This window comes from uncultured Methanobrevibacter sp. (assembly GCF_947166415.1).
Lineage (GTDB): Archaea > Methanobacteriota > Methanobacteria > Methanobacteriales > Methanobacteriaceae > Methanocatella.
Map to the genome: position 1 here is coordinate 1 of NZ_CAMVEE010000031.1, position 20,571 is coordinate 20,571.

Here is a 20,571-nt window from a genome sequence, read left to right on the forward strand (position 1 = left end):
TTTATAATAATTAGGTGCATCTACATAATCAAATAATTCATCTTGTTTAGTAGTTCCTCTTGATATACCAATAACATCATTCATATCAAATTCTTCATTATCATAACAGTCTTTAATTGCATCGGCAGTTTCATCTTTGGTATATTCATTACCTCGTTGCAATAATTTTCTTAAAAATTTCTTTAATAATTGAAACATATAATTTAATCTAGCAATTAAACTTTTATTTTCTCGTTCTAGATACTCATTATCCTTTTCTAGTTTAGTAACTTCTTTTTTAGTTTTGTTTTATTGCACCATTTGCATTGGTGATTTTTTGAAAATTTTATTTTTTGCATTTTTTTAAAAAATACAAATATTTATATACTTCCTCTTCAAATTATTATATATGGGACTAAAAAATGTATTTGTGAAAAAAATATTCGTATATAATCGATAAGTTTATATACTATTAGCCCCAATGTATAACTGCAAATGTGTATTTTTTTAAAAAATATACATAAACCTAGAAATTATATTTCTAAAAAATATCACCATTGTTCACATGTTTTAACTTTTAAGGTGGACATCAAAAAAATAGTGGAAGGATGATAATATGAACGGAAAAATCAACAATTCAAACGAAAACGTAGATGTGTGTGAAAATTTCAATGTGACCAATTCCATCAACTGGAGTGAAAAGGTCAGGGACCTTGATGAAAGCATCAGGAAGGAAATAGGCATTGAAGGGGAAAACGAAGCCAAGCATATTCTGATTAAAGTTCAGACCAATTCCGCCGAATGCATCGAACCTGCTTTTATTGTAAAAGAGGACGATACATTCTTGGATTTGTTTGTCTTGTCCCCTCAAGGAACAGGAATCACTTCAACTGCCGTTTTGAAATCCAACATTCAGAGTGTTGGGGTGATTGGAGGCATTTCTGCCGAGAAGGTGGAGGCCAAGGATGTTCCGGAACCTGCCGAATTGTTGGATGATGTTGGGGGTTTATACCAATAAGCCTTTAATCTTTTGAGAGAACATGAAACGGAAACACTCAAAAAAACGAAGGCACAAAAACAATGATTATTACAATAGGGAGTTACTATTAAACAAAAAGATTAAGGAGTTTCAGAATAAATATTATGAGCTTTCTAATCCTCCGCTGCCCTCTGAGTACCGTGAAATGGATCAGCTTAGACACCACATTAAGTATCTGCTCAGATGTCAGGAATACCAGGTATGGCAAAAGTCATACAACCGCAAACATGCTTATTTCAGCCAGCTATCCCTATTCAAATCAATGTATATGTTGTGGAAAAGGTTAACCTTCTTCGTATACATAGAAGAATATCATAACGTACCGCACCACATAGCACTGTGGGCCAAAACAATCGGTGCAAACATGGTTCCGAACGGGGTGTTTGGAACCTAAAATTTTATATTTTAAAATTAAATATATTAACTGAGGCTTAAAATATGATGGAAGTAAAACTCAAGGACATTGCTGAGGTTATTTCAGGATTGTCCTATAGACGTTATATCGATGAGGATGCCCCATCCTATGATGTCATAGTTCAGAGGTCTATTAAAGATGGAAAATTATCTGATTTTGAAAAAGTAAGGCTTAGAACACCAAAACCACAATATTTCACAAAGCCTGGTGACATATTGATGAAAATGCCTTATCCATATGATGTCGTATGTGTAAACCAGGAAAATTTGGTCATAAGCGATAGGATCGCTATCATAAGGACCACTCATCCATATATGCATCCAAAGTTCATTGCGCATCTGCTCACTAATGTTCATGTAAAAAAACAGTTGTATGAGCTTGGCAGTACTGAAAAGATTCCACATACCTCATTATCAGAAATCAAAGAGTTGAAACTCAAGATTCCTCCTGCAGAAACTCAAGTGGAGTATGTCCATCTTCTGGATAAAATCGATGAAAAAATCATTGAAGACCAAAGGGTTGTCGATTATGACAGGAGATTAAAGGAAGGAATTTTGAATAAGCTTTGGGATGGTGATTACTGATGAACAGGAGACCCAAATCCTACAACAGAAACATCGTAAACGGCATGATTAGAAGCAGTCGCCGTAACAAATCCTCAGTTAATCTCTCTTATTTTGTATTGTATGCTTTTTTATACAAATATCTTTCAGACAATCTTAAGTATTACTTGTCAAGGCTTATTGACGGAACTATAGGAGATATCAAACGTTGTTATGCTGATTTTGATGAAAAACAATCTATGCGAGAGAATGCATTAAATGATTTGGGTTATTTCATTGAAAATTTTGATGCATTTCTTGACCAGCTTGTCGGCGAGAGGTATGTTGATGAGTTTTTCATTGGGGACTTTTTAAACACACTCAAAGAAAATATTGTGTTCAGCAAAGGCAATCCCGCTTCCGAATATTTTGACACAATCATAGATGCTGTCGACAACAGTTCCAAATTTTATATGATGGATTATGATAATGATTTGAACGTGATGCTTATCGATTATATTTATTCCATTTCAAAATTGGACCTCATTGAAGACGATTTTACATTTCAGCAATCATATAATCAAATTGCCTTTTCAAGGATAGTTAAAATATTGCCTACACCGGAGTATATCTCCCATATCTTAACCAAAATAGTTTCATCACAAAAAGAGGATATCTTCAATGTCTATGATCCATTTTTAAGGGATGCTTCCACATTGCTTAATCTTTCCAAGGAAGTTCATGTTCCAAACATTTATGGTAAAGAGGGAAACAGAGTATATTACATTTACGGTTTAATTCGAGCGTTTATTGAAGGGTTTGATTTTAGAAACATATTCTTCTATAACCAGAATGCAATCGAATCCACAACAATTGAAGACATGTCTTTTGATGCCATAGTATCAAAGATTCCCAATAGGTTTAGGGACGTTTCCATATCCACCCTTAAAAGCCAAAACCTTGAAATTCCAAAAAACGTCAAGAACAATAATTTCAGGGATAAGCTATTTTCCAATTTGGATTTAAATCAGCTGAAAGATGATGATGAAATCATTGAGGCATTAAATGTCATTGAAGAAAAAATGGCCAAAATCGAAAAAAGAAATGAATTCCAATTCTACGGAGAATACGAGTCATTGCTTGAAAGCGATTACCTGTTCATTATCAATATGATAAATTCTCTTAGGGACAATGGAATAATGGCAATTTCAGTTTCACAAAATTTCCTGTTTAAGAAATCCCTTACGACCTTGAGAAAATTCCTGACTTATGAGAACAATTATATTGATGCAATAATCTCCCTTCCGGAAGAGCTTTCAAGGTCCATCAGGCCTGAAGTAATCATAGTATTCAGGAAGGACAAGAACACTGACAATATTGTTTTCATTGATCTGTCTAAAGATTATGGAACTGCAATTTCCAAAAATATGCTTCCAGGGGTCGTTAGGCGTAATTTAATTTTAGACAATGATACAATAAACAGAATATTAGATGTTTATTCCAATAGGAAAACAAGGGATAAGTTTTCTGAAGTAGTCGATTTAAGAGAATTGGAGAAAAACGAGTTCAATTTGACTGTTTCAAGGTATGTTGATACCTATGAGGGGGAATATGTCAGACTTGAAGATTTGATTGATGAAAAGAAAGAGATTACAGAAAATATCTCCCGGTTAACTAAAGAAATCGATGAAATGATGAACCGGTTAAATATCAAGTTTTAGTTTTAAAAATAAGAAAATTTTAGTAGATAATTATAATCTACTAACTTTAATTAATGATTCCACAGGCACTTCTTCAATTTCTGAAAGTCCTGCTTTGTCAATTAATACAGTAACGCAGGTAGGTTCTCCACCTAAGTCTCTTACTGTATGGATTACTTCTTTTACAGTTTTTCCGCTGGTTATTACATCATCAACAATGATGACTTTTTTGCCTTCAACGGATCCGAAGTTAGTACTTATTGTACCTTCATCATCGCTATCATTGTCCTTTCTATGCTTGTTTGGGTGGAAAATAGCAAGAGATGTAACTACTCCGCTCATGTCTTCAATGAAATCGGCCATTACGGTTGCAAAAGGAACTCCACTTACAGCAATACCGCAAACAACATCTGCTTCGCCATGAGTCAAAGCCATATCACTTAATGCACCTGAAACATAGCTTAAACGGGTGGAATTTCCACCGATGCTGTTCCAGTTAATAGCAAAATCAACAGGCGCTTCAGTTTTCTCTTCAGCTTTTTGCAATGTCAACCATCTTGCGGTGTCCATACTTACGTTAAGTTCATCTGCGATTTCACCAGTGGTAAAACCATGTTGCCTGAGTTCTTGAGCTTTTTGAATTAATCTTTCTTTCACTTATACCACCTATTCAAGTTCATCAAAACTAATTGGTTTATGTTCTTTAGAGGATTTGTTAGCTGCAATAACCATTTTAAGAGCTTTAAGCCCATCTTCACCAGTAATTTCTGGTTCTTTATCTTTTACGACAGCATTTAAAAATGATTTTAATTCACATTTGAGAGGTTCTTCATGTTTAATTTGGATATCCTGAGCAAATTTACCATATACTTCAATGCTTTGCTGGATGTAATCGACAGAGATAATTCCTGCAGTTCCTGTAAGTTCCAGCTCTCTCCTTTTGTATGGAGTCAACCAGTTCACTTCGATAATTCCTGTGGACTCGTTGTCGAAACTTACCATTATTTCTGCATGGTCTTCAAATTCGCTGTCATCAAAACTGCTGTTCATTGTACCGTAAACTTGAGTAATTTCTTCTTCGAATAAGTAATTCATAATGTCCAAATCATGAATCGCCAAGTCGATTGAAACACCAACGTCTTTTATCCTTGGTGGAAGAGGTCCCACTCTTTTTGCAAAAGCGGATACGATATCACCGATAACTCCATCATCAATAAGTTCTTTAGCTTTTTGAACTGCTGGGTTGAATCTTTCGACGTGTCCTGTTGAAAGAATTACGCCTGCTTCTTTAGCTGCTTGAATCATTTCTTCAGCTTCTTTTAATGTGAATGCAATTGGCTTTTCAACAAGAACGTGTTTTTTGTTTTTGATTGCTTCCATTACAACAGCATGATGGAATGTTGTTGGCACACAAACACTTACGACTTCAATTTCTGGATTTTTAAGTAGGTCATTATAGTCTGTATAACCTTCAGCACCATATTTCTTTTCAATTTTTTTAAGCGCTCTTTCACTAACGTCAGAAACGGCAATTAAATTCGCTTCTTCCATTTTATGGTATACACGAACATGGTTTTCACCCATTGCCCCTACTCCGATTACTCCTACGTTTACAGTTTTCATTAAATTCCTCCGTTTAAACATAATCCTCGAAAATTTTTCCAATCTGTCCGCCTAGTTTAACAGCATCCTTTATGGAACCCTTTTCGCTTTGCTCTTTAAGGATTTCTCCTTCTTTAGTTAATAATATTGAATAAATATTAAATTCCTTACCTTTCATACGAGCTATTGATCCAATAGGCCATTGGCAACCAACACCAAGCTCTTCAAGCACTTTCTTTTCTGCAAGGACTTCCTGCATTGAAACATAATCATTCAATTTGGAGATTTGCTTTTTCACATCAGAGTCTTTTCTAGTAATTATCGCCAAGGCGCCCTGACCTGCAGGGGGAGTAATATAATCGAGCGGAAATACTGCTTTAATGTATTTTGTCAGATTCAATCTTTTAAGTCCCGCTTCAGCCATTAATGTGGCATCAAGGTCGGTTTCAAACACCTTATTGATTCTAGTTTCAATATTTCCTCTGATGGGTTTAAGTTCAAATTCCTTTTCGTAATGATTGCAAAAGGCTTCTCTTCTAAGACTGCTGGTTCCAAGTTTTGATCCGGGTCCTAATTCGTCCCAGCTCTTTTCAGAAATTAATACTTCATGTGGAGATTCACGTTTTGGAACTGCTACAATTTCCAAATCTTCATCCAATTCGGTAGGCAAATCTTTAAAACTGTGGACAGTAAAATCAACTTCCTCCTCAAGCAATGCAATATCTAATTCCTTGGTGAAAAGACCTTTTGAATCCATATTGTACAGCTGTGAGCTAGTAATTTTATCGCCTTTAGTTTTAATAATTTCAACATCAATCGCTTCTTTAGTTATTTTTGATAAATCGGCACATACTTGTTTTGTTTGTGCTAAAGCCAATTGACTGCCTCTAGTTCCTACAATCATTTAGTATCTCCATATTTAAAATTACAAATAATATAAATTTTAACTTATAATTATTTTTTACATTGTTAATTTCTATAGTTAATAATAATTAAATGTTTCAATTTTTCTTAAAAATAGTTGAAAATTTATCGTTGTGACAGGTTACTGTAATTGGACCTGTAAATGAAAAGAAGGTTCCTGTTATTTTTCACGGCCAACTTGTAACAGTCACCATAATCCTTAATGTATTCAGGTTTTTTGGTCATTTTTTCAAGGATTCCCAAACCCACATCTCCGGTCAGCATTATATCCCTGTCGATAGTTTCAAGGTACTCGCTCACCTTATCTTCATCAATCTCCTCGCAGGTTATTCCGTAATCTCCTCCGATAGCTATGTAATATTCATCCAGGTCACGGATCATATTGACGGATTCCTTTATGGCTTGGGTATTGATTCCAGGATTAATCTCTTCGATTATTGTGCTGTTTTCGATAACCCTCTTATTGGTTCTTCCTGGAATTCCTTTATAGTTTCTGATTCCTTTTACAATTTTTTCATCAGGAATTTCCAGTGAAATGCAGGTTAGAACAACACCCAGCACATTCAATACGTGGTGGCGTCCCGGAGCAAATGCCTTAACGGAAATCTTGCCATCAGTTACCTTGCCGTTAACTGTTTTCACGTTGCAGTATTCCATGTTAATTGTGGTTTCATCCAATGTATAGTCCGCGCTTTCCAAATGCAGATTGGCTGCTTTATCTTCTATTGAGAATGTGTTTACCTTCTCATGCTTTATGTCAGAGTAATATTCATCAAAGCTTTCCTTATGGCAAACTACAGTATCGCATTTGAAAATCTGTGATTTTGCCCCTGCGGCATCAAGACGGTTTTTAGCAATCGGATAATTTTCTGCAATGTTTGTCAGAAGTCCAACATCACCAATGCCGCACGCACCAAGGGAACTTTCAAAAATGGCTGATTTATATTTTCTCAGGTTTTCGCTTTCCATTTGTCCGTCAGCGATTTTGCATATCGGATTGGCTATTTTATAGGCAAGGTCAATTGTTTCCTTGATGTTTGCAGGAGTGATTGAGATGTCCCTTTTAAGAATTATTTTCCTTCCGTCCTCATAGAGTAGGGCTCCTAAACTGGATAGAATCAGCGGATTTTCATCAATCAGGATTTCCTTCAGCATGAACGCGGAACTGGTTTTGCCTTTAACACCGGTAATCTCTATTTTTGGGATGTCACTTCCCCAATCATGCAGAATTTCGCCGATGGCCTCATGGTGGGTGATGAATTTATAGTTTAAATCTGGATTGTATTGTCTGATTTCCTCATTTGCCAACGGCAGGTGTATTGGGGATATTACGGTTATGTCCCTCCTTAGATTTTCCAGGTCCTTCAGCTCAATGACATCAACGCCGTAAACGTCAAGCATTTGGCTGTCAAGGGGCTTAAGAGTTTTGTATATGTCAAAAGCATGGACAACTTTTCCCTTTTTAGCCAGACTGATGGCTATCTTTACGCCACCATGAGTCAAGTCAATAACCAGATAATGCATTTTAGCACCAATTATTCTTTTGAACTCCACCTTCACTCAGCTTGTCCTTAACTTTCTTGTAGAAGTATTTTGTGGAAGTTCTAATGAAGTAAACGTCCTTTTCAGACTTTTTGAATTTGATTTCCTCTTCGTATTCAGCTTCATCATTAATCTGCCCGTCCATTACAAATACTGCACTTTTACCTTTCTTAAGCAATTTCACAGCTATTTCACTATTGTCTGAAACGATAAACGGCCTTGCACCTAATTTATAAGGGCAAATTGGAATGATTATGAACCCTCCAACCTTAGGGTCGACGATAGGTCCTCCGGCAGACATTGCATAAGCTGTTGAACCGCTTGGTGTTGAGACAATAATCCCATCGGCTCTCACTTCTTCGATTATTTCTCCATCCACCTTGATTTGGAAATGGAGCATTTTTGCCGGTTTGTTTGTCATGATTACAACTTCATTCATTGCTGAGTAGTGGTGATTTTCGTGGGACACTACAAGCTTTGTTCTTTTTTCCTTGTAGTAATTTCCTTTTAAAACGTCATTCAATGCATCAAATGTGTCTTCCACCTCAATGTCTGTTAAAAATCCAACAGTTCCCATGTTGATTCCAAGAAGAGGGGTTTCAGGTTTCATTTTGGATTGCGCTCTAAGAAGAGTGCCGTCCCCTCCGAGAACCACTATCATGTCGCAGTTAAAATCATAGATTCCTTTGGAAAGCTGCCTGAAATCGATATTGAAGTTTATGTCATCAAACAATTCGGCAGTATTCGGATAATCTTTTTTGGTCTTTTCCAATATTTTGTCCAGTTTTGGATTTTTTTTCATATCCTGAAGTTTTTTGGCAAGTCTCTTCTCGACTACCACTTCACGGCCGTTTGTGAGAAGATAATCGATGATTTTTGCAGCAAACAGTATTGGTCTGTCCTGATCTATACGGCTTACTATTCCTATTTTTCCAATGAAATCAGTTTGATTATCGGTTAATATGTCAATTATTTGTTTGTGGAGAATTTCATTATTTGCTGCTACAATTACGGCTTTTTCATGGATGCTTAGTTTACTGTTTAACTTTTCACCGTATCTGTCAGTAATTATTCCTCCGGCTTCCTCAAGAATAAGCTTTGATGCTGAAATGTCAAGAATTCTACTTCCTCTCAAGTCGATGAATGCGTCATACCTTCCGCTTGCAACATATGAAAGTTCAAGCACTACGCTTCCAAGAACCCTCATCCTTCTTGCGTTATCAACTAATTTGGATGCATCTGAGGTTCCGCTTTTTGTAAATCCTCCGAGGGTCATGTTGCTTATGTTGATGTTGGTGCTTGGTTTTACAGCTTCATTGTTCAGCCAGCAGCCTTTGCCTTTTTCAGCCTCAAAGAAGTTACCGTTTGCAAAGTTGCTGATAAAGCCCAGTTCTACATCGTCCAATGTGGCCACTCTGCCTCTTGGAACATTTGCAACTGCCATTGAAATTCCGTATGCAGGGATTTCCTTAATTGCATTGCTTGTTCCGTCGATAGGATCAACCAAAAAGATAAATTTAGGTATTTCTTCCTCTTCCAAATCGTCACGTCTAAGCTCATGAGTTAAAGTGATGCTTTTTTGGGTTCCTTTACCTAATTTCAATTCTCCGATTTCTTCACTGACAAGATAAGAAAGGACGGGAGCATTCTTTAAGATATTGACTACTTTCTCTTCGGCAACAATGTCGATGAATGATGTTGGTGTGCCGTCTGCACCCATTTTTACCTTTTCGCCGGATTCCGGTTTTCCAACATATGGTCTTATCGCTCGACTGACTTCCTTGATTATCTCATAGGAAAGATCTGTTGCTATTTTTTTATCTTGAGCATCCATTTTATCCCTCTATAATTTCATCATTTAAATATACGACTGATGCAACAACTGAAGCTATTTCTTCAACAGTTGCTGTTGATTTTTCTATAATCAGGTCTTTGGTTTTTACCCCTCTCTTTTCCATCATATATTCGACCATCTTGCGAGCTTCATTGGTCAAATCCTCGGGGTTTTCGTTAATTCCGGTTGTTTCAACTACACAACCCAATTCCTCTCCGATAGCTACTGCTATTACTGCAGTTATTTCATCTCCAGGATTGTCTGAGGTAATCTCTGATAAAACGCAGTTAACCATAGCGCCGGCCTTCAATTTAGGCAATTCATTTATTTCAGTATTTTTCGCCAACATGCTGGATACTTTTATAAGGTTGACATCTCCGATTCCAGCATCGGTTAAGGCATTGTCAAATGCATTCAATTTTGTCGGACCTTCATCCTTTCCACTAACAATAGCTATCTTCATATTTTTTATTATGTAATTACTCTTTAATAAAATCTTATAAATGATGAAAATATAATATAATTTAGGTGTACCTAATGATTTTCAATAAGTATCTTTCAATATTTTTTTCAGCATGCCTTTTCATGCTATTGATGTTTTTAACTTCATCCGTTGTAGCCCTATTCTTTAATGGCGGCCAAATTCCTTTCATAGGTCTGTTTTTCGTCGTTGTTTTCTATTTCATTGCTAGAGCATTCTATAATTATTTGAGAAACGATGATTATTACAAGAATACGAAAAAACGGTCCAGCGATAAGAAAGGTGAAAAATACATCACTAAAGGCGAAAGGGATACAAAAAAGTTGTTCCTTGTAATCTGGGTTTTGGTTATCCTGTTTTTATCTGCCCTATCTTTGGTTTTATATTCAATTAATTCTGGTTTGGTTTAAATTTAATGAGAATATTACAAATAAGCGAATACTTTATATAAAATAGAAAATATAGTTTATATTAATCTAATAATATTCCTTATTATAAGATTATAAAAACCGGTTTTTATTTAATGGAGGAAAAATTAATGTCAACAAAAGTTGTAGAGATTAAAACATTAAAAGTTGGAAAATATATTGTTTTAGGCGGAGAAGCTTGTAAAATTATCAGTTATACTACTTCATCTCCTGGTAAACACGGGGCTGCAAAAGCTAGGATCGAAGCTGTAGGTGTTTTCGACAACCAAAAAAGAAGCCTTGTTAAACCTGTAGATAACAAAGTAGATATTCCTATTATTGATAAAAGATTAGGACAAGTAATTTCTATCCAAGGGGACAATGTTCAAATCATGGACATGGAAAACTATGATACCATCGACTTACCAATGCCTGAAGATTTAAAAGATGTAATCGTTGAAGGTATTGAAGTGGAATACATTGTTGCTTTAGGAAACATGAAAATAATGAGAACTAGAGGATCTGCTTAAGTTCTCTTATTTATTTTCCTTTTTAGATAAATTATGCTTTTAAATACATATGAACCATGGAAATTTGCATTTTCCAAACAGACCAATTTTGAAAATTTAGAAGAAGATTCATTTGGAATAATCGGAGTTCCATTTGATAGCACCACATCATACCATTCCGGATCACGTTTAGGACCAATTGTTGTTCGTGAAGCTTCATTTGGTTTTGAAAAATACAATACTGTTTTTAATAAAGATTTGACAACTTCATTTTATGATTTTGGGGATGTAAATGTCATTCCCGGAAATTGTGAGTCCACCTGTAAGATTGTCGAAGATACCGTAAACGAACTGCTTGATTTAAAAATCAAACCGATAATCATAGGCGGCGAGCATTCAGCATCTATCGGAGCCATTAAGGCGATTTGTGAAAAGTACGATAAATTGACTGTAATCCATCTGGATGCCCACAGGGACCTTGCATTTGATTTTATCGGCGAAAAGTATTCTCATGCAACCGTCATGAGGAGAGCCCATGAATGCGGAGCGAATCTTGTTCAGATTGGAATCAGGTCTTCTTCAGCCGAAGAGGAAGAGTTCGTAAAATCAATTTACAATGTTCAGACCTTTAAAAATAAGGATGTCCGCAAGCATATGGATGCAATCGAGTATTATCTAATCAACATCGACGGTCCGATTTACATTTCAATAGATATGGATGTTTTCGACCCAGCTATTGCTCCAAGTGTTGGAAACCCAACCCCTAGTGGACTGTTCGTCTCTGAAATCGAAACAATTCTTGAAACCTTATGCCGCAAGAATGTTGTTGGTTTGGATGTAGTTGAAACCGCAAGCGATAAATTGGGCGACAATACTGCAGTCGTTGCGGCAAAAATAATTTATGATTTCTTAACTTTAATCGACTGAATTTTGTCTGATTAATGATGCCTTTTTTCTAATTTTACGATAATATTATAAAATAAATTATACAAAGATATTTATATCGGAATTTATGTTTTTCTGATGAGGTGTTATATGTTGGACAATTTTTTCAAATTAAAGGAAAATGGAACTGATTTTAAAACAGAAATAATTGCAGGTATCACCACATTTCTCGCTATGGCTTACATTTTAGGTGTAAACCCAATCATTTTAGGTGATGGTGGAATGCCTGTTACCGGAGTATTCTTCGCTACTGCTGTTGCTTCCGGTATAGCTTGTATAATTATGGGGCTAGTTGCTAAATATCCAGTTGGTTTAGCTCCAGGTATGGGACTTAACGCATTGTTTACTTATACAATTATTATAGGAATGGGAAACACATGGGAAACTGCACTTGCAGCAGTATTCATTTCAAGCATAATCTTTTTAATAATTACTATTTCCGGTTTAAGGGAAGCTATTTTAAATGCTATTCCTCTTGATTTAAAACTGGGTATAGGTGCTGCAATAGGATGTTTCTTAGCATTTTTAGGTCTTAAAGGTGCAGGAATCATTGTAGCTGATCCATCTACTTTTGTTACAATGGGATCACTCATGTCTGCTCCAGCACTACTTGCATTAATAGGTATTGTCATTACATTAATTTTATATGTAAAAAAAGTACCTGCTTCAGTATTTATTGGATTAATCATAACAGCAATTATTGGGGTAATATTCACTGCCGTTGGATTCGGTAAAGGAAACATCTTAATGCCTGCTATCCCTGCACAATTTATTACCACTAATTTTGATTTATCATTATTTGCTGGATTTACTAAAGGATTCGGACAATTGTTCTCAAACATTCCAAACTTAATAATGATGTTGTTCTCACTTGTATTCGTTACATTCTTTGATACAACCGGAACTTTAATGTCATTAGGTAGACAATGTGGATTCATCGATGAAGAAGGACAAGCTGTTGGAATTGAAAACGCATTTTTAGCTGATGCTGTTGGTGGTATTGTAGGTGCAATATTCGGTACAAGTACAGTTACAGCATATGTGGAAAGTGCAGCTGGTATCGGTAATGGTGGTAAAACTGGTTTGACCGCTGTTGTTACTGGTATTTTATTCATACTTTCAATATTCTTTGCTCCATTAGTATTAGGATTATTTACTTCTCCGGTTACTTGTGCAGCACTTGTAATTGTAGGTATATTAATGATCGGACAGCTAAAAGAAGTTGAATGGGATAATTTAATTGTTGCAGCTTCTGTATTTATGACCATTGTTATGATGATTTTAACCTACTCCATTTCACTTGGTATCGCTTGGGGATTCGTTATTTACGCAATTGCAAGCTTAGCTAGTGGAAAAGCAAAAGAGCTAGGTTGGGGAATCTGGTTAATGGTTATAGTATTTATAATATACTTGTTCTTCGGACTTTAGACTCAATCTTGAGTCTAACTCTTTTTTTATTTTTTTTAAAATCAGTCTTTGTAGTCTTTTTCTACTTTGTCAAGATAATATTTTCCTTTATCAGTGATACTGTAGAATCTGTATCTTTTATCTTCTTCATTAAGACATTCAACCAAATCTGCCTCTTTCAATGTTTTTAGGTATTTTGATACATGGTTGCTGTTGTCATTAATGTCTTTACTAATTTTTGATGGGATTTTATCTTCTTTTTCCAAGGACTTCAAAACTTTAATCCTTTTTTTGGAACGTGCAAGTAAAGATATGATGCGCATATCGTCTTTTTTGCTCATGATTAGAAATTTAATTTTAGCTATTTAATAGATATCTATATGATATTAGCATGCTAATAGCAATGTTTATATTATGTGTCTAATAAAATAATTATTACCAATTATGGAGGTTTTCTATGAGCAGAAAAATTTTAGTTTTATTAATCGTGTTAATTTCAGCGATATCCATAGCTAGTGTATGCGCTGCTGAATTAACAAAAACAAACGATTTTGACGGTAAATTCAAAATGAATATAAGTGATAATTCCACTTTTGAGAAAGTTGTTGATGGTGCTGGGCAAAATGCATATCTGTCAGCCCAATCTTGGAGCGATAATCAAACTGCAGTGGTTTGTTATTATGAAAAAGCGATAGATCCTGTTCTTTCAGAACTTAAAAGTAATTCAGGGTTCATGGATGCGCCAAAAACTGAGGGCAATTTAACTATATTGGAATATTCCGATTATGGTCAAGGTAGTTCTGAATCATATGCCTTCCACTACTTTGTTGGTGTCACATCACCTCAAAATAAAACAGTGTTCATTGCGTCCAATGATTTGGATTTAGCTAAAGAATATGCAAATACTATTTCATTTGAGTAAGCTACATGCTTACTAACTCTTTTTTTAAGGTGATTTGTGATGAATAAAAAGATATTTTTTTGTTTAATAATATTATTAGCAATTGCTTCAATATCTGGTGTAAGTGCTTTTTGGCCATTTGACAGTGGAACAGACGTGACTGTTAATGGAGTAAATTTCCATCTGCCTGAGGGGTTTGATGTAGATAACCCGGTAAAGTTTGAGAGTGATAAGACTTATGGGCATGCTGTTTATAAGAATACTGAAACTAAAGATACTGTTGATATTTCAGTCAGTAATAAGGTGATTGAAGATTCAGTAATAAAGAATAGATTAATTAAAAAAAATTTTAAACAAGAGACTATAGATGGAAAAGAAGGATTTTATAAAACGGATTTAAGATTAAATGTGGAGTTTGTTTATATTGATAATGATAAAGTTGTTTCAATAGTTGTCCTATATGTCTATGACAAGTATGGTGATAATTTTAAGCAATATGATGAATTTCTTGCCGAAATAATAAAATAGGGGGGATATGATGTCTGATGATATTGCAAGTAATTTTGAATTGGGACCTATTTTGAAAGGTGTTGTTGTGGCTGTTATATTTATGATAATTGCCTGGATTACATCAATTGGGTTTATAGGAATGTTTGGCATAATACTTGGTTCTGCAGTCTCTGGATTTTCAACTGTAAACTCAACAAAATATGCGTTAGTGTATGGAGCAATTGTAGGATTCCTTTGTTGTTTGCCAATGTTGACCATATTTTCATTACCTGTTTTCATCATATTGGGTTTATTTGGTGGATTCATTGGTAAAGTTATTCAGAGTAACGTTGGAATGGAATAACGGTGCTGTATTGTTATTCCATATATTTTTTTTAAATTTTTTTTGATAATTTCCGTTTTAAGTTTTCATTTATCCGTTTTTTCACCATAACAATATCATTAAATATCACCAAAACCAAAATTATAATATTAACTAAAAAATGGAGCATATTGTTATGAATAAAAGAACTATTGAGCTTTCAGGCCATATTATTGATTCATTGACTTTAACCAAGACAATGGGCATTATTATGGACAAAGGAGGCGAATTTGATATTTTAGAAATCGATGTTGGGCGTAAAAAATCTGATATAAGTCATGCGAAAATTGAAGTTTCTGCAGATTCTCCCGAATTATTGGAATCTATTTTAGACGAGTTATCTGTTTTGGGTGCATCAATCGATGATATCAAAGAGGTCAACCTTGTTGCATCAGTCAAAGATAAAGTTGCTCCTGAAGGTTTTTATTCATCATCCAATCATACAACCCACATTTTATATAAAGGGAACTGGATTCCTGTTGAAGAGATTGAAATGGACTGTTTGGTGGTTGTTGATGAAAAGGAAAATAGGGCTTTTGTTAAACCTATTGCTGATGTTAAGGCTGGAGACAAGATTGTTGTAGGTCTTGATGGTGTTAAGGTCACACCTCCACACAGATCAAGGGAAGAACAGCAAGTATTCGAATTCATGAACAGTGAAGTGTCTTCAGAAAAACCTTTAATGAATTTAATCAATGGTATCGCCAGTGAAATGAAGGAAATCAAGGCTAAAGGCGGAAAGATAGGTATAGTTGGAGGTCCAGCTATTGTCCACACAGGTTCCGGCAAGTACTTGGCTTCATTAGTAAAAGAAGGCTACATTGATGTTATAATGGCCGGAAACGCTTTGGCCACTCACGATATAGAATCAAATTTATTCGGAACTTCTTTAGGTATTGAGGTTGAAACAGGAAAAATCGTTGCGCATGGACATACCCACCACATGAGAGCGATTAACAGAATCAACAATTCCGGCTCCATTAGAAATGCTGTAGAAGATGGAACTTTGACTGGCGGAATCATGTATGAATGCGTTAAAAACAATGTTCCATATGTTCTGGCGGGGTCCATTCGTGATGACGGTCCTCTTCCAGATGTGATTACAGACATTGTTGAAGCTCAAAAATTGATGAGAAAATATGCTCAGGAAGTTGACATGGTTATCATGATTGCCACTATGCTTCATTCAATTGCAACTGGTAACCTTTTGCCTTCAAGAGTTAAAAGTATCTGTGTAGACATCAATCCGTCCACAGTTACAAAATTGTCAGACAGGGGAAGCGCACAGGTGGTTGGCATCGTAACCGATATAGGTACATTCCTGCCTCTTCTCTATAATGCGCTGCAGGAGGAATGAAAATGGAATTCACTGCATATATGTATGATGTAATCTCAAGCACAATCCTTCCTGTAAGAATCAAAATCGAGAATGGAATATTTACAGAAGTCAGTGAAATCAGAGTCAATGAAGAAACACTTGTTGATGTAAAGGGTTTGGTTCTTCCGGGTTTCATCGATTCCCATATTCATATTGAAAGCAGTATGATTACTCCTGCTCAATTTGCAAAAATCGCAGTGCGCCATGGTACCACTTCTGTTGTCTGTGATCCTCATGAAATAGCTAACGTTCTTGGAATTGAGGGTATTGAAGCGATGATTGAAAATGCAAAGTCAGTTCCTTTCAACTTTTTCTTTACAGCACCTTCCTGTGTGCCTGCAACTCCGTTTGAAACTTCAGGTGCCATATTGGATTCATCAGATATTGAATATTTACTTAAAAAGGATGAAATCGTTGCTTTGGGCGAAATGATGAATTTCCCTGGAGTAATCAACGGCGATGAGGAAGTTTTAAGAAAACTTGCATTGGCAAGGGAGATTGGAAAGCCGATTGACGGTCATGCCCCATTGCTTTCTCGTCAAGATTTGGATAAATACCTCGCGCAGGGTATAAGTACTGACCACGAATGCAGTAATGTTTTAGAAGCTCTCGAGAAAAAGATTAAAGGTATGAAAATTATGGTGAGGGACGGTTCATCTGCCCGGGATATGGATGGTCTTTTCGATATAGATGGAGGTAAGGAACTGATCCAAAATCCTGCTTCTTTAGGTCTCCTGTACAGAGACATATTCGAGAGAAAAATCTACTCTCCGATATTTGATTTTATTGTCAGTGATGACAAACATCCTAATGATTTGATTGAAGGTCATTTGAATTTATCTATTAAGAAGGCAGTTAATTTGGGGATTGACATCTTAAAAGCTATTGAAATGGTAACAATCAATCCGGCATACCACTATAATTTGAATTGTGGTGTCATAAGGGAAGGCAGAAAGGCAGATTTCATCATTGTCGACAGTATTTATGATTGCAATGTCTTGAAAACATATGTTGGCGGTGAATGTGTTTTCGATGGGGAGAATGTCCTGTTTGATGTTCCTGAAATAGAACCTCACAATTCAATCAATGCATCTAAAAAGGTTCCTGCCGATTTTGACGTCCATTATGATGGAGATGAATGTGAAGTCAATGTGATTGAATGTTTTGATGGTGATTTGTTAACTAAAAAGACAACTGCGAAACTGCAGGTCAAAGATGGTGTTGTCCAGCCTGACATTTTCCAAGATGTTTTAAAGATATCTGTTGTGGAACGTTATGGTGGCAATGCTGTTGCAAATGCATTTATTAAGGGATTCGGTCTTAAAAAAGGAGCTATAGCTTCATCCGTTGCTCATGATTCTCATAACATAATCGTCGTTGGTTATAACTCTGAAATGATGGCTGAGGCGGTTAATCGTGTAATTGACGATATGGGTGGTATCGCGGTTGTAAGTGAAGACTTCAGTGATTCATTGTCCCTTCCAATTGCAGGACTGATGAGTAATGAAGATGCCTATGACGTTGCCCGCAAGTTAGGTATTTTGCATAATATGGTTTCCACTTTGGGTTCAAGTCTCAAGTCTCCGTTTATGACAATGGCATTCATGGCATTATTGGTTATTCCATCTATTAAAATTTCCGATAAGGGATTATTTGATGGAGATACATTTGAATTTATAGATGTAATCAGAAATTAGGGTTCATACCCTTTTTTCACCAATTCTTTTTTTATTTCATTCATGGCTTTGATGTCTTGTGTATATCCGACTTTGTTAACTATTCTTTTTGCTTCTCGGAATCTGTCTAGATAGTGTTGTTTTTGGTCTTCATCCACCAGATCAAAACGTGAGAGATTGGATAGGGTTTCAACGACATATCCGAATCCCCTGTTGTACGCTTTAGTGCTGTCATTTATTACAAGTTCGGTGACTTCAGATTTTATTACTATCGCTTCGTCCTTTTTCTTGATTGGGTCGCTTTGCTTTACTGCTTCCTTCAAGCTGATGACTTTGCATTTGAAATAGGCTTCAGCGTCCCTTAGGGAATTATCCTCATTGAAACAATCCTCATCCAGATTTCCAAGTGTGGACAGCATGAACAGTTCGGGGTCATGGGTAATGTTTACAATGTACTCCTTTTGTTCGATAATGTTTTCCAGGGTGTGGCTTCCCTTAAAAATACGTGACAGTACTTTATCATTTCCCGCATATAGCACGCCGATGGGTGCGGCGTTGCTTAAGTTGTCTGAATTTTTTGTGGTGATAATTGTTTCGTATTGTCTGCCTTTTTCCATTCCAATTGAAGATAAATCGATTTCCATAGTTATCATTATTTGTTTTAATTAAAAAATATTTTTATATGTGTTTTAACAATATACTATTATTGTTAATTAAATTTTATGGAGTTTGGCTATGAAATATAAAATGTATGATGAAATGATGGAACAACCGGATTCACTTAGAAAAACATTTGAAAGTGAATTTTCCAATTTAGAAAAGGTTTCCAAACTTGTTTTAGATGCGGATAAAGTCTATTTGATAGGCTGTGGAAGTTCTATTTCAACTTGTTATAGTGTTCGGGACGCAATTAGAATGTCCAGTACTAATATTGATATTGAAGTCTACACTGGCTATGAATTTTATTACAATAAAAAGCTTGTTGAGGGTGAAAACTCCATTGCGATTTTCACATCACAATCCGGTGAAACTGCAGATACTCTTGCTTCTTTAAGAAGAGCCAATGAGTATGGATTGCAAACAGTTTCAATTTCCAATGAGCCGGACAGTTCAATGATTAAAGAAGCTAAAACTCCAATTGCAACCAGATGTGAAACTGAAACAGCTATTTTAGGTACAAAAACCTACATTACTCAATTGGCTTGCCTTTACCAAATTCTTTTCAGTGCATCTGATTATGAAAACAAAACTGAATTGCTTGCCCAATTGGCTGAAATGCCTAAAATGTTAGATAAGCTATTGCTTTTGACTGAAGATGAAAATAAGGCTTTGGCTGAAGAATTTAAGGATGAAGACATTTTCTATTGTTTGGGAAGTGGTCCTAACTTCGGTCTTGCATATAAATTGGCCATGACCATGCTCATGGAAGGGGCAATAAAGCACGCTTGTCCGGAATATTCAGCTGAATTCAGGCATGGTTTAATTGAAAGGGCTGAAAAGGATGTTCCAATTATATTCTTAAAATCTGATTTTGAATCTGATGAAATCACACAAAAAGCTATTGATTTTGCAGATAATCTGGAATTGAAATCAATAATATATGACTTGAAGGATTATGCTGATGTCGATAAGTTGCTATCTCCATTCATATTTGTAATTCCACTTGAATGGTTTGTATATTATCTTGCACATTTCAATGGCGAGGATCCTGGTGCAACAAGACACATAGGAAAAGTAAGATATTAATTTTTTAAAAAAAGAAATTGAAAATGTAGAATTTATTCTACATTTACTTTATGTTTTGGTATAACTAATTTTGGAATTGCAATTATTACAGTTCCGTTATGGAATTTAGCAGAGATTGCATTGATGTCAATGCTGTTTTCAAATCTGATGGTTTTTACACATCTTCCGGATTTTAAGGAAGAAGCGATTAATTCTGCATCTTCTTCAAACTCTTCGACGTATGGCTTGAATGTTGCTTCAATAGTAATGTCGTTGTCCCCTGCTTCGATTAAGATGTCTTCTTTGTCAATGCCTGGAACAGCAGCTTTAATGTGATATTCGTCATCAGTTTCAATTAAATCAATGTTAAGGGTTTGAACAGTTGCATTTTTATAATCAGTATATTTTTGATCAGCAGTTTTTTGCATATTTTTTATGCTGTCTTTGATTTCGTCAATGCTTTTGTAAAAGTCATTAAGTACATTGTCTGCAATAGTTTTTCCTTTTTCTTTAGTTTCTTCGAATTTGTCTTTGATATCTTCAGAACTTTCTGTAGCTTCTTCTTCGAATACTTCTTCGGTTTCATCAAATTTTTCTTCAGTTTCTTCTTCTTTATCTGAAATTTTGGTTTCAATAGTTTCGCTATCTACCATAATTTTCACACTCCTTTTGATGAATGTATTTTATTTACTTT

The 20,571-nt window shown here is 35.4% G+C and carries 23 protein-coding genes; 14 read left to right on the plus strand and 9 right to left on the minus strand.

The genetic code is table 11. The annotated features are described in order from the left end of the window. The first annotated feature begins 595 nt into the window (after positions 1–595). From Q0W25_RS07315 to Q0W25_RS07330, 4 genes are all read left to right on the plus strand, one after another. Positions 596–997 (plus strand): hypothetical protein, encoded by a 402-nt coding sequence (locus tag Q0W25_RS07315; RefSeq protein ID WP_297828242.1) that lies wholly within the window; start codon positions 596–598, stop codon positions 995–997. A gap of 166 nt (positions 998–1,163) precedes the next feature. Further along, entirely contained in the window at positions 1,164–1,412 is a 249-nt protein-coding gene (locus Q0W25_RS07320; protein ID WP_298520718.1) for a hypothetical protein, read from the plus strand. Positions 1,413–1,456: 44 nt separating this feature from the next. Beyond that, on the plus strand, positions 1,457–2,017 hold the full coding sequence (locus Q0W25_RS07325) for a restriction endonuclease subunit S (RefSeq protein WP_298520721.1): 561 nt from the start codon (positions 1,457–1,459) through the stop codon (positions 2,015–2,017). Then, positions 2,017–3,696 carry an N-6 DNA methylase gene (locus Q0W25_RS07330; protein WP_298520723.1) on the plus strand — a complete coding sequence of 560 codons (1,680 nt, stop codon included), beginning with the start codon at positions 2,017–2,019 and terminating at the stop codon, positions 3,694–3,696. The genes Q0W25_RS07325 and Q0W25_RS07330 overlap by 1 nt, the downstream gene beginning before the upstream one ends. 30 nt (positions 3,697–3,726) lie before the next feature. Here the strand turns inward: Q0W25_RS07330 and Q0W25_RS07335 are convergent, their stop codons facing one another. The 6 genes from Q0W25_RS07335 to Q0W25_RS07360 form a co-directional block, all read right to left on the minus strand. Further along, complete coding sequence (locus Q0W25_RS07335) at positions 3,727–4,332, minus strand: orotate phosphoribosyltransferase-like protein (protein ID WP_297826865.1); 606 nt, start codon at positions 4,330–4,332, stop codon at positions 3,727–3,729. 9 nt (positions 4,333–4,341) lie between these two features. Continuing rightward, positions 4,342–5,298 carry a Gfo/Idh/MocA family protein gene (locus tag Q0W25_RS07340; RefSeq protein ID WP_297826862.1) on the minus strand — a complete coding sequence of 319 codons (957 nt, stop codon included), beginning with the start codon at positions 5,296–5,298 and terminating at the stop codon, positions 4,342–4,344. A gap of 13 nt (positions 5,299–5,311) precedes the next feature. Then, complete coding sequence (gene hemC, locus Q0W25_RS07345) at positions 5,312–6,181, minus strand: hydroxymethylbilane synthase (RefSeq protein WP_298520726.1); 870 nt, start codon at positions 6,179–6,181, stop codon at positions 5,312–5,314. 125 nt (positions 6,182–6,306) lie between these two features. Further along, entirely contained in the window at positions 6,307–7,725 is a 1,419-nt protein-coding gene (cfbE, locus tag Q0W25_RS07350; RefSeq protein ID WP_298520729.1) for a coenzyme F430 synthase, read from the minus strand. A 1-nt stretch (position 7,726) separates the two neighbouring features. Next, positions 7,727–9,577, minus strand: a complete 1,851-nt coding sequence (locus Q0W25_RS07355) for a bifunctional NADP phosphatase/NAD kinase (RefSeq protein ID WP_298520732.1) — start codon at positions 9,575–9,577, stop codon at positions 7,727–7,729. A 1-nt stretch (position 9,578) separates the two neighbouring features. After that, positions 9,579–10,040, minus strand: a complete 462-nt coding sequence (locus Q0W25_RS07360; RefSeq protein WP_298520735.1) for a pyruvoyl-dependent arginine decarboxylase — start codon at positions 10,038–10,040, stop codon at positions 9,579–9,581. Between the two features lie 74 nt (positions 10,041–10,114). On the opposite strand from Q0W25_RS07360, the gene Q0W25_RS07365 reads away from it, so the two are divergent. The 4 genes from Q0W25_RS07365 (at position 10,115) to Q0W25_RS07380 (ending at position 13,347) form a co-directional block, all read left to right on the plus strand. Then, complete coding sequence (locus Q0W25_RS07365; protein ID WP_298520738.1) at positions 10,115–10,468, plus strand: hypothetical protein; 354 nt, start codon at positions 10,115–10,117, stop codon at positions 10,466–10,468. Between the two features lie 128 nt (positions 10,469–10,596). Next, positions 10,597–10,995 carry a translation initiation factor IF-5A gene (locus Q0W25_RS07370; protein WP_297826842.1) on the plus strand — a complete coding sequence of 133 codons (399 nt, stop codon included), beginning with the start codon at positions 10,597–10,599 and terminating at the stop codon, positions 10,993–10,995. A 33-nt stretch (positions 10,996–11,028) separates the two neighbouring features. Further along, complete coding sequence (speB, locus tag Q0W25_RS07375) at positions 11,029–11,901, plus strand: agmatinase (RefSeq protein ID WP_298520741.1); 873 nt, start codon at positions 11,029–11,031, stop codon at positions 11,899–11,901. Between the two features lie 108 nt (positions 11,902–12,009). Then, the gene (locus Q0W25_RS07380; protein ID WP_297826836.1) at positions 12,010–13,347 is read left to right on the plus strand and encodes an NCS2 family permease; all 1,338 of its coding nucleotides are present in this window, start codon (positions 12,010–12,012) and stop codon (positions 13,345–13,347) included. A 41-nt stretch (positions 13,348–13,388) separates the two neighbouring features. On the opposite strand, the gene Q0W25_RS07385 is transcribed toward Q0W25_RS07380, so the two are convergent. Next, positions 13,389–13,667, minus strand: coding sequence for a helix-turn-helix transcriptional regulator (locus Q0W25_RS07385; RefSeq protein ID WP_298520745.1), 279 nt, complete (start codon positions 13,665–13,667; stop codon positions 13,389–13,391). A gap of 116 nt (positions 13,668–13,783) precedes the next feature. Here Q0W25_RS07385 and Q0W25_RS07390 point away from each other — a divergent pair, with 116 nt between their 5' ends. The 5 genes from Q0W25_RS07390 to ade all read left to right on the plus strand — a co-directional run bounded on the left by Q0W25_RS07390 (position 13,784) and on the right by ade (position 18,173). Continuing rightward, positions 13,784–14,248, plus strand: coding sequence for a hypothetical protein (locus Q0W25_RS07390; protein WP_298520748.1), 465 nt, complete (start codon positions 13,784–13,786; stop codon positions 14,246–14,248). A gap of 39 nt (positions 14,249–14,287) precedes the next feature. Beyond that, positions 14,288–14,755: a hypothetical protein gene (locus tag Q0W25_RS07395; RefSeq protein ID WP_298520751.1), complete on the plus strand. Its 468-nt coding sequence runs from the start codon at positions 14,288–14,290 to the stop codon at positions 14,753–14,755. A 10-nt stretch (positions 14,756–14,765) separates the two neighbouring features. Then, on the plus strand, positions 14,766–15,080 hold the full coding sequence (locus tag Q0W25_RS07400) for a hypothetical protein (RefSeq protein ID WP_298520754.1): 315 nt from the start codon (positions 14,766–14,768) through the stop codon (positions 15,078–15,080). A gap of 154 nt (positions 15,081–15,234) precedes the next feature. Further along, positions 15,235–16,455 carry a TIGR00300 family protein gene (locus tag Q0W25_RS07405; protein WP_297826814.1) on the plus strand — a complete coding sequence of 407 codons (1,221 nt, stop codon included), beginning with the start codon at positions 15,235–15,237 and terminating at the stop codon, positions 16,453–16,455. Positions 16,456–16,457: 2 nt separating this feature from the next. After that, entirely contained in the window at positions 16,458–18,173 is a 1,716-nt protein-coding gene (gene ade / locus Q0W25_RS07410) for an adenine deaminase (RefSeq protein ID WP_298520758.1), read from the plus strand. Here the strand turns inward: ade and Q0W25_RS07415 are convergent. Then, the gene (locus tag Q0W25_RS07415) at positions 18,170–18,796 is read right to left on the minus strand and encodes a DUF447 domain-containing protein (RefSeq protein WP_298520761.1); all 627 of its coding nucleotides are present in this window, start codon (positions 18,794–18,796) and stop codon (positions 18,170–18,172) included. The genes ade and Q0W25_RS07415 overlap by 4 nt on opposite strands. Positions 18,797–18,887: 91 nt before the next feature. Between Q0W25_RS07415 and Q0W25_RS07420 the strand changes: the two genes are divergently transcribed. Continuing rightward, positions 18,888–19,898 (plus strand): SIS domain-containing protein, encoded by a 1,011-nt coding sequence (locus Q0W25_RS07420; protein WP_297826805.1) that lies wholly within the window; start codon positions 18,888–18,890, stop codon positions 19,896–19,898. A 32-nt stretch (positions 19,899–19,930) separates the two neighbouring features. On the opposite strand, the gene Q0W25_RS07425 is transcribed toward Q0W25_RS07420, so the two are convergent. Next, positions 19,931–20,530: an Hsp20/alpha crystallin family protein gene (locus Q0W25_RS07425; protein ID WP_298520764.1), complete on the minus strand. Its 600-nt coding sequence runs from the start codon at positions 20,528–20,530 to the stop codon at positions 19,931–19,933. Positions 20,531–20,571 lie beyond the last annotated feature (41 nt).

Coding starts and splice junctions, on each gene's coding strand:
- Q0W25_RS07315 (WP_297828242.1), top strand. CDS start 596: ATGAACGGAAAAATCAACAATTCAAACGAAAACGTAGATGTGTGTGAA.
- Q0W25_RS07320 (WP_298520718.1), top strand. CDS start 1,164: ATGGATCAGCTTAGACACCACATTAAGTATCTGCTCAGATGTCAGGAA.
- Q0W25_RS07325 (WP_298520721.1), top strand. CDS start 1,457: ATGATGGAAGTAAAACTCAAGGACATTGCTGAGGTTATTTCAGGATTG.
- Q0W25_RS07330 (WP_298520723.1), top strand. CDS start 2,017: ATGAACAGGAGACCCAAATCCTACAACAGAAACATCGTAAACGGCATG.
- Q0W25_RS07340 (WP_297826862.1), bottom strand. CDS start 5,298: ATGAAAACTGTAAACGTAGGAGTAATCGGAGTAGGGGCAATGGGTGAA.
- hemC (WP_298520726.1), bottom strand. CDS start 6,181: ATGATTGTAGGAACTAGAGGCAGTCAATTGGCTTTAGCACAAACAAAA.
- cfbE (WP_298520729.1), bottom strand. CDS start 7,725: ATGCATTATCTGGTTATTGACTTGACTCATGGTGGCGTAAAGATAGCC.
- Q0W25_RS07355 (WP_298520732.1), bottom strand. CDS start 9,577: ATGGATGCTCAAGATAAAAAAATAGCAACAGATCTTTCCTATGAGATA.
- Q0W25_RS07360 (WP_298520735.1), bottom strand. CDS start 10,040: ATGAAGATAGCTATTGTTAGTGGAAAGGATGAAGGTCCGACAAAATTG.
- Q0W25_RS07365 (WP_298520738.1), top strand. CDS start 10,115: ATGATTTTCAATAAGTATCTTTCAATATTTTTTTCAGCATGCCTTTTC.
- Q0W25_RS07370 (WP_297826842.1), top strand. CDS start 10,597: ATGTCAACAAAAGTTGTAGAGATTAAAACATTAAAAGTTGGAAAATAT.
- speB (WP_298520741.1), top strand. CDS start 11,029: ATGCTTTTAAATACATATGAACCATGGAAATTTGCATTTTCCAAACAG.
- Q0W25_RS07380 (WP_297826836.1), top strand. CDS start 12,010: ATGTTGGACAATTTTTTCAAATTAAAGGAAAATGGAACTGATTTTAAA.
- Q0W25_RS07385 (WP_298520745.1), bottom strand. CDS start 13,667: ATGAGCAAAAAAGACGATATGCGCATCATATCTTTACTTGCACGTTCC.
- Q0W25_RS07390 (WP_298520748.1), top strand. CDS start 13,784: ATGAGCAGAAAAATTTTAGTTTTATTAATCGTGTTAATTTCAGCGATA.
- Q0W25_RS07395 (WP_298520751.1), top strand. CDS start 14,288: ATGAATAAAAAGATATTTTTTTGTTTAATAATATTATTAGCAATTGCT.
- Q0W25_RS07400 (WP_298520754.1), top strand. CDS start 14,766: ATGTCTGATGATATTGCAAGTAATTTTGAATTGGGACCTATTTTGAAA.
- Q0W25_RS07405 (WP_297826814.1), top strand. CDS start 15,235: ATGAATAAAAGAACTATTGAGCTTTCAGGCCATATTATTGATTCATTG.
- ade (WP_298520758.1), top strand. CDS start 16,458: ATGGAATTCACTGCATATATGTATGATGTAATCTCAAGCACAATCCTT.
- Q0W25_RS07415 (WP_298520761.1), bottom strand. CDS start 18,796: ATGGAAATCGATTTATCTTCAATTGGAATGGAAAAAGGCAGACAATAC.
- Q0W25_RS07420 (WP_297826805.1), top strand. CDS start 18,888: ATGAAATATAAAATGTATGATGAAATGATGGAACAACCGGATTCACTT.
- Q0W25_RS07425 (WP_298520764.1), bottom strand. CDS start 20,530: ATGGTAGATAGCGAAACTATTGAAACCAAAATTTCAGATAAAGAAGAA.